This is a genomic window from Bacillus sp. SIMBA_008 (assembly GCF_046535495.1).
Classification (GTDB): domain Bacteria; phylum Bacillota; class Bacilli; order Bacillales; family Bacillaceae; genus Bacillus; species Bacillus subtilis.
Window position 1 is genome coordinate 1 of the sequence record NZ_JAWRWL010001259.1, and the last position, 236, is coordinate 236.

Annotated in this window: 1 protein-coding gene; it reads right to left on the reverse strand. The window is 35.6% G+C overall.

What is annotated here, in order from left to right; all coding sequences use genetic code 11:
- Positions 1-236, reverse strand: a 236-nt coding sequence (locus SB658_RS27465) for an NAD-dependent epimerase/dehydratase family protein (RefSeq protein ID WP_410603721.1), incomplete at both ends; no start/stop codon positions are given.

Here is a 236-nt window from a genome sequence, read left to right on the forward strand (position 1 = left end):
GAGAAATAATTTGTTCCACAACATCTACATTGGTTTTTTCATTATTTCCACCTATATTATATACTTCTCCTATACGTCCCTTATGCAGAACAACATCAATCGCACTACAATGATCCGTTACATGTAACCAATCTCTTACATTTAATCCATCGCCATATAACGGTAATTTTTTCCCTTCCAGCGCATTCGTCACCATTAATGGAATTAGTTTTTCAGGATATTGATACGGCCCATAG